Consider the following 6,910-nt stretch of genomic DNA (forward strand, 5'->3'; position numbering starts at 1 on the left):
CTCGCGGGCCGGGGGGGCGGGGCGCTTGTCCGCCAGGTCGCGGTGGCGCGACGGGCCTTCGGAGGCGCGCGCGGCGCTCCGGGCCTCCTCCACCCGGGCCTCTTCACGCTCGGTGGTGACGAGGCGGGGACGCTGCGAGGTGCGGATGTCCTCCTTCGTGTCCTCCGTGTACTCGAAGTGGAACAGGCGCTTGATGACCAGCGTGGCGTACGCGCCCGGGGGCAGCGTGAAGGCCACGTTGACCTTGATCTCGCCGCGGTTCACGTCGTCGTGCTGCGTGCGGCCCACGACGAGCTTGTGCGGGAACATCACCAGCGGGCGCTGCTCCTCCTTGAAGTAGAGCATCCGCTCCGCGCCCTTGATGCGCAGGTCGGGGAGCTTGAGCTTCTCCTTGCCCAGCACCCACGTCATGGCCTCCGCCACCTTCGGATCCTCGAAGGTGGAGTCCGGCCCCACGAGCGGGAAGGTCTTCTCGCGCAGCGTCTGCAGCACGTCCGGAGGCGCGTCCCGGAAGTGCAGGAGCGTGCCGGCCTGGTAGCGCATGGGGAACATGGCCTCGCGCGGCAGCATCAGCTGGAGGTAGCGGCGGACGCCCTCGTTCCAGAGGAAGCTCTGGTACTCGAAGAGGATCATCGCCCGGTAGTCCGAGTCGATCTGCAGGAACGCGCGGAGCCAGTCGCCCGGGTGGTCTCGCAGGCTGCGCAGGATGCGGTGGTACTTCTTCGCGCCCTCGAAGGGCACGCGCGCGTCCCAGCGGCCCCAGTTGTCGCGCCAGAAGCCCTTCACCTTGGCGTCCTCGGTGCGGTCCAGATCCGAGGGGCGGGCGAAGTAGTTGTGCAGCGCGGCCTCGAAGTCGCCCCGGATGAGGTCCTTGGCGATGAAGCCCTGGCCGTGCTTGAGCGCGCCGAAGCGCTGGCTGTCGAAGTAGTTCACCACGCCCAGCCGGTTCACCTCCGCGGCGGCCAGGTTGAGCGGCGCCAGCGAGTCGTGCGTCAGGGCGCGCACGGTGACGGAGAAGCGGTTGGAGGTGATGTTGCGCGCGGACAGCGGCTTGTCCGTCCGGCCCAGGAACTTCAGGCGCAGGTCGGGCTCCTGCATGTCCACGTCGGCGCCGTCCACGGCGATGATCTGCTCGGTCCGGCCCTGCTTGTCCTTGAGGCCGCAGTAGCTGATGGCGCCGGGCTTCAGACCGAACGCGTCACGGATGCGGTTGACCGCGTCGAACGTGGACAGCTTCTGCTTGTCCATGAGGTAGACGCGATGGCGGCCGCTCTCGACTTCGTCGAAGCGGTAGGACTCCTTCACGGAGAAGTCCTCGGGTTTTTGCTTGATTCGCACGACAGCCCCCTTACCAGCGTGGACGCGCGGATAGAAGCGTTCGCGCCTGAAATGGGCATAACCTGCATCCCCATGAGAAACCTTCCCGTCCTGCTCCTGCTGGGGCTCGCTGGCCTCGCCGTGGGGTGCGCGACCCCGCTGTCCACCATGCAGACCGCGAAGACGCTCTCGCCCGGGCAGGTCCAGGTGACGGGCAGCATGGGCGTGTTCGTCCCGGTGGGCACGCTGGGGTCCGTGGTGGACGTGGGCATCGACCAGGGGCGGGCGGCGAAGCGGGCCATCGACAACGGCGAGCCCTACACCCTCACGGAGGAGGACCAGCAGCGCCTGGTCACCGCGGGCCTGGCGCTGGCGGTGGCCCCGCCGGGGGTCAACCCGGAGCTGATGGTGCGGGTGGGGCTCCTGGACGGGTTCGACGTGGGCGGGCGCTACAACGGCAACGCGCTGCGCTTCGACGGCAAGGTGCGGCTGGCGCACGGCGGTCCGGGCCCGCGCCGCTCCTATGACCTGGCGGTGGGGCTGGGGGTGGCCAAGCACCTGTTCTCCGGGGCGGTGATGGACGTCCTGGAGGTGGTCCAGCTGGGGGACTTCAGCCGGACGGACGTGGAGGTGCCGCTGTACCTGAGCGCGGAGTACGGGGACGTGTTCAAGCTCTACGGCGCCCCCAAGTACGTCTTCAGCCACACGAGCCTGGACGCCCGGCTGGTGGACTTCTCCCAGCAGGGCAAGCCGGTGACGGGCTTCGACGTGAGCCTGCCCTCCAGCGTGAACAGCCACTTCGTGGGCTCCACGGTGGGCTTCGCCCTGGGCTACAAGTACGTGCACTTCTACGCGGAGCTCACCGGGGGCTACGTCTTCTGCAACCCCGCCGTCTTCGGGCAGAAGCGGGACGTGGGCGGGATGACCTTCCTGCCGTCCATTGGCCTGGGCTTCCGGTCCCCGGAGCGGCGTCCGCCCGCGTCAGCGGCCCCCGCGGCGCCAGGGACGGTGGCCCCGCCGTCCCCGCCGTCTCCATGAGCGGCCGGGTGGGCGCGGGGACTGACCGGCCGTGCAGGCCAGGGGCGGCCCGTCCGTGGGGCAGCGTCGCGAGCGTTCCTTTGGGGGCGGAAGGCTCTGGTAGTGTCCGGGCCGGTGAGGATTCGCGCGTGAACCAGGCACCCGCCCCATTCCCGCCCAGGTCCGGGTCGCACCCGCGCGGGCCGCACCTGACGGGGCGGTTCGCGGACGGGACGTTGGGGGAGTTTCCCCTGGGCGCCACCACGTCGCTCGGCCGCCACCCGTCCAACACGCTGCGGCTGGTGGACCGGGAGGTCTCCAAGGAGCACGCCACCATCGAAAAGGTGGGGCGCGACTTCGTGCTGCGCGACCTGAACTCGTCCAACGGCACCTTCGTCAACGGGCGCCGGCTGACGGGGGAGATGCGCCTCAAGGACGGGGACGAGATCGCCCTGGGCTCCTCCCGGCTCGTCTTCCACAGCGGGGAGGCGCTGCCCGGCGGGGCCAACCCGCCCACGCTGCCGGGCGTGACGGTGGTGGCCAACGCCGTCTCCATGCCGGCCTTCCTGGCGCAGATGGACCAGGTGCCGCAGAACTTCCGCCCGGCGGAGCAGGTGACGGACACCGCCGCGCTGCGCCGGGACTACGAGAAGCTGCGCATCGCCCATGAGTTCCACCGGCAGGTGAGCCTCAAGGGCAACCAGGCGGACCTGTTCGAGCAGATCCTGAAGGTGGCCTTCGAGCTGCTGGCGGCCGACCACGGCGTCATCCTGAAGGTGGGCCCGGAAGGGGAGTTCATCCCGGCCGCGGTGCACCACCGGCAGGGCAAGCAGGTGAACGTCATGCTGTCGGACACCGTGCTCAAGCGCGTGGTGGAGACGGGCAAGGCGGTGCTCACTGCGGACGCCATCATCGACGAGCGCTTCTCCGCCGCGGAGAGCATCGTGGCGCAGGGCATCCGCTCCGCCATGGCGGTGCCGCTGCTGGTGAACGGCGACATCATGGCGGTGCTGTTCCTGGACAGCCGCCAGCAGATCAACGCCTTTTCGGAGAAGGACCTGACCATCCTGTCCGGCATCGCCGCGCAGGCGGGCATCGCGCTGGAGAACGCGGCGCTGGCGGAGCAGATCCGCAACGAGGCGGTGACGCGCGCGGAGCTGTCGCGCTTCCTGTCCAAGGCGGTGGCGGACGCGGTGATCAACGGCGGCACGGAGGACCTGCGCCAGAGCCGGCTCGCGGAGGTGAGCTGCCTGTTCGCGGACATCCGCGGCTTCACCACCCTGGCGGAGAGCGACTCGCCGCAGGAGGTGGTGTCCATGCTCAACAGCTTCTTCACCGCCATGGCGGACGTGGTGTTCCGCTACGAGGGCAACCTGGACAAGTTCATCGGGGACTGCGTGATGGCGGTGTGGGGTCCGCCGTCGTCGCACCCGGATGATCCGGCCCGGGCCTTGAGGGCCGCGCTGGAGATGCAGGACGCCGTCACGGAGCTCAACCGGCAGCGCGTGCTGGACGGCAAGAAGCCCATCGAGGTGGGCATCGGCGTCAACACCGGCCAGGCCGTCGTGGGCTACATGGGCAGCGCGGAGCGGCACGAGTTCACCGCCATCGGCGACACCGTGAACACCGCGTCGCGGCTGTGCGGCATCGCCCGGAGCGGAGAGGTGCTCGCGTCGGAGGCCACGGTGCGCAAGTCCGGGCCGGGCTTCGACGTGGAGGAGCTGCCGGTGCTCCAGGTGAAGGGCAAGGAGAAGGGCGTGCAGACCTTCCGCGTGCACGGCGCGGAGCTGACCACCTCCACCTCCCGCAAGGTGCGCTGACGGTGCGCCCCTCGTCCATGACGACCACCCAGTCGTGCCCCAACTGCGGCACGGTGCACGACACCCGGGTGTACGTGAGCGGCCAGAAGGTCACGTGCCGCTGCGGCATCCGGTTCGAGGTGCGGCGCGCGGACGTGTCCGGCATCCACCGCCCGAATCCAGGCGAGCCGTCAGGCGTCCGTCCGGCCGTGAAGGCCGACGGGGAAGCAGGCGTCGCGGTGACGTTCGTGCCGCGCGCGGCGGAGACTCCGCGAGAATCAGCGTCACCTTCCGCCGCTCCGGGTGTTGGAGCGGACAGGGTGGACGCGGTGGGACAGGAGATGAGGGCCGGCTCCGTCCCAGGGGGCAGTGAAATGAACAGCCCGCGACCGGATGGCGTGGGGAAGACGGACGAGGGCGAGGTTCCCGCGGGGGTGGTTCCGCCCGTCGCGGAGGGCCGCGACGCCCACACGTCCGGAGTGGCGGTGCCCACGGCGGAGCCGGGGGCGCAGGCGCTGGCCCCGGAGCTGGACGGGGCCACGCTGGTGCGCGCGGGACGCCGGGGGTGAAGGCGCCCCGGGGGGTGGACACGGGCCTGCGCGTCATCGAGACCGCGGAGACGGTGCTGACGGGCGCGAAGCCCCAGCTGCCGGGCCTGGAGCTCCTGGAGGTGCTGGGGCGCGGCGGCATGGGCGAGGTGTGGCTCGCGCGCCAGCAGTCCCTGGGCCGCACGGTGGCGGTGAAGGTGCTGCCGCCCCGGCTGGCGAAGGACGTGGAGTTCGTGTCGCGCTTCGACAAGGAGGCGACCGCGCTCGCGGCCCTGAGCCACCCGAACATCGTGCAGATCATCGACCGGGGCGTGCAGGGCGAGCACTACTACTTCGTCATGGAGTACGTGGAGGGCCAGTCGCTGCGCCACGCGCTGAGCGGCCGGGAGGGGCTCCCCCCCGCGCAGTCGCTGAAGGTGCTGCTCCAGGTGGCGCGCGCCGTGGAGTGCGCGCACGCCAAGAACATCATCCACCGCGACCTGAAGCCGGAGAACATCCTGCTGGACGGGCGGCTGCACGCGAAGGTGGCGGACTTCGGCCTGGCGGGCATCCGCGAGCCGGATTCGCAGCAGCAGCTCACCGCGACGGCGGTGGCCATGGGCACGCTCAACTACATGGCCCCGGAGCAGCGCCGGGACGCGAAGAACGTGGACGGGAGGGCGGACCTCTTCTCCCTGGGCGTGATGATGTACGAGGCGCTCACGGGCGAGCTGCCCGTGGGCCGCTTCAAGCTGCCGTCCGAGCGCGTGCGCGGCCTGGACCCCCGCCTGGACCCGGTGGTGGAGAAGCTGCTGGAGACGGACCGCGAGGCCCGCTACGCCACCGCGACGGAGGTGTGCGAGGCGCTGGAGGCGCTGGTGTCGGCCTCGTCGTCGCCGCACGTGGCGCCCGCGTCGGCGCTGGGCGCGCGCGCAGCCCTCACGCGTGCCGCCGATGAAGTCCATCACCGCCCCGGAGGCCGCCGTGCTGGAGGCGCTCCACGCGGGCTGGGGCCGGGTGCGCACCGGACTGTCCGTGGTGGGCGGCCTGGCCGTGCTGGGCTTCGCGGTGCGCGCCTTCGTGGGCTTCGGGGGCCTGACCGTGACGCCGCCACCCCCTCCGCCCCCGGTGCACTACCCGGCCAACACGGAAGGGGAGGTGTTCTCCGGCCTGAAGCTCACGCCCCCCGTGGCCGGCTCCGACGACACCACCCTGGAGCTGGGCTTCGAGCCGGGCGAGGAGGAGCTCAACGTCCACAGCGGCACCTGGACCATGGACCAGGGCGAGCTGCGCGCCGTGCAGGCCGGCCGCGAGGCCGACGGCAAGCTGGTGCCGCGCGCGTACCTGGCGCACCGCTACTTCACCAGCGACGACTTCACGGCCGAGGTGCTGATGGACGTGAGGCCGCTGGGCAAGCAGTGGTCGGTGGAGGTGGACGGGCAGCACTTCAGCGAGCTGGCGTTCCGCATCCGCGACGTGCAGGTGTCCGTCTTCGCCATCCCGGACGCGGGCATGCGCCTGTCGTGGCGCTACTTCTCCCCGGACGACGGGCACGAGGTGGTGGGCAACAGCGCGGAGGACACCAAGAACCTCGTCCAGGACGAGATGCCGGTGCCCAAGCAGGGCCCGTTCCTGGTGAGGCTCCAGCTCAAGCGGCAGAAGAGCGGCGTGCGGGTGGACGCGTTCCTCAACAAGAAGCTCTTCGCCTCCAAGGTGCTGCCGGGCTTTGAGGGCCGCGTGGGCAAGCTGGCCCTGGGCTGCCGCAACCTCCAGTGCACCTTCGACGACCTGAAGGTCGTGGGGCCGCTGCAGGAGCGCCCCGTGCGCCGCGTCGCCACCGGCGAGTAGTCCGCCGCGGCGCCAGGGCGCATGGGGCTTGCCGCCCCGTCGGCCCGTTCCCACCTTGCTCCCGCCGGGCTCCGTGCGTCGCGGGGCCGTCCGGCACGTGGGCGGGGGTGGGGCATGGCCGTGGACCTGGACCTGGGGCGCGTGCTCCTGCTGCCGCTGTGCGGCGTGGGGCTGGCCCTGCTGCTCTGGGCGACCTTCACCCTGGGGCGGACGCCGCCGGGCACCCGGCCCGCTGGATGTTCGCGGGCTTCGGGGCGCTGGCCCTGGGGCTGGTGCTCTTCGTCCCGTGGATGCGCGGGACGGCCCTGGTGCCGGTGTCGCCGGACGTGCTGGTGAAGGCGCTGGGCGGCGTGCTGCTGGTGCTGGCCGCGGGCGTGTCGGCCCGGGGCGCCCGGGTGCGCC

5 protein-coding genes and 1 pseudogene are annotated in these 6,910 nt (G+C 71.4%); 5 read left to right on the forward strand and 1 reads right to left on the reverse strand.

Translation table 11 applies throughout. The features are described 5' to 3' along the window. Window positions 1–1,338, reverse strand: a 1,338-nt coding sequence (truD, locus tag ACLEQD_RS33640; protein ID WP_410389673.1) for a tRNA pseudouridine(13) synthase TruD, incomplete at its 3' end; no start/stop codon positions are given. A 72-nt stretch (window positions 1,339–1,410) separates the two neighbouring features. Here truD and ACLEQD_RS33645 point away from each other — a divergent pair. The 5 genes and pseudogenes from ACLEQD_RS33645 (at window position 1,411) to ACLEQD_RS33665 (ending at window position 6,508) form a co-directional block, all read left to right on the forward strand. Further along, the gene (locus ACLEQD_RS33645; protein WP_410389675.1) at window positions 1,411–2,355 is read left to right on the forward strand and encodes a hypothetical protein; all 945 of its coding nucleotides are present in this window, start codon (window positions 1,411–1,413) and stop codon (window positions 2,353–2,355) included. A 128-nt stretch (window positions 2,356–2,483) separates the two neighbouring features. Beyond that, window positions 2,484–4,154 carry an adenylate/guanylate cyclase domain-containing protein gene (locus ACLEQD_RS33650; RefSeq protein WP_410389677.1) on the forward strand — a complete coding sequence of 557 codons (1,671 nt, stop codon included), beginning with the start codon at window positions 2,484–2,486 and terminating at the stop codon, window positions 4,152–4,154. 17 nt (window positions 4,155–4,171) lie between these two features. After that, window positions 4,172–4,702: a hypothetical protein gene (locus ACLEQD_RS33655; RefSeq protein WP_410389679.1), complete on the forward strand. Its 531-nt coding sequence runs from the start codon at window positions 4,172–4,174 to the stop codon at window positions 4,700–4,702. A gap of 119 nt (window positions 4,703–4,821) precedes the next feature. Beyond that, a pseudogene (locus ACLEQD_RS33660) lies at window positions 4,822–5,349 on the forward strand (serine/threonine-protein kinase); the annotation flags it as partial. Between the two features lie 265 nt (window positions 5,350–5,614). Beyond that, window positions 5,615–6,508 carry a hypothetical protein gene (locus tag ACLEQD_RS33665; protein ID WP_410389681.1) on the forward strand — a complete coding sequence of 298 codons (894 nt, stop codon included), beginning with the start codon at window positions 5,615–5,617 and terminating at the stop codon, window positions 6,506–6,508. The last annotated feature ends 402 nt before the right edge of the window (window positions 6,509–6,910 follow it).

The organism is Corallococcus sp. 4LFB (genome assembly GCF_046520365.1).
Lineage (GTDB): Bacteria > Myxococcota > Myxococcia > Myxococcales > Myxococcaceae > Corallococcus > Corallococcus caeni.

What these genes read in the sequence shown, in the direction of transcription:
- ACLEQD_RS33645 (WP_410389675.1), top strand. Translation starts at nt 1,411, where the DNA reads ATGAGAAACCTTCCCGTCCTGCTCCTGCTGGGGCTCGCTGGCCTCGCC.
- ACLEQD_RS33655 (WP_410389679.1), top strand. Translation starts at nt 4,172, where the DNA reads ATGACGACCACCCAGTCGTGCCCCAACTGCGGCACGGTGCACGACACC.
- ACLEQD_RS33665 (WP_410389681.1), top strand. Translation starts at nt 5,615, where the DNA reads ATGAAGTCCATCACCGCCCCGGAGGCCGCCGTGCTGGAGGCGCTCCAC.